This is a genomic window from Methylobacterium sp. A54F (genome assembly GCF_053346035.1).
In genome coordinates, this window is sequence record NZ_JBKFBF010000231.1 from 1 (window position 1) to 279 (window position 279).

1 protein-coding gene is annotated in these 279 nt (G+C 73.8%); it reads right to left on the reverse strand.

Features of this window, described 5'->3' with window-relative positions; all coding sequences use genetic code 11:
• Nucleotides 1-279 (reverse strand): PAS domain-containing protein (locus ACLBXP_RS26090; RefSeq protein WP_447670679.1); only part of this gene is annotated, 279 nt, incomplete at both ends.

Sequence of the window (279 nt, forward strand, 5' to 3'; positions counted from 1 at the left end):
GAGGGTGTTCTTCACCCGGTGGTGCAACTCGCGGATCAGCAGCGATTGCCGCTCCGCGGCGGGGCGCCGGTCGGTGACGTCGGCCACGACGCCGGTCAGGCGGCGCGGCAGCCGGTTTGGGGCGTCGCGCTCGAAACGGCCCGCCATGTCGATGGTGCGCCAGGCCCCGTCGCTCTTGCGGCGGATGCGCCCCGTGGTGTGGGGGATGACGTCCTCGCGCAGCGCCAGCGAGATCGCCCGGCGCACCGCGTCGCGGTCGTCCGGGTGCAGGATCTCGCT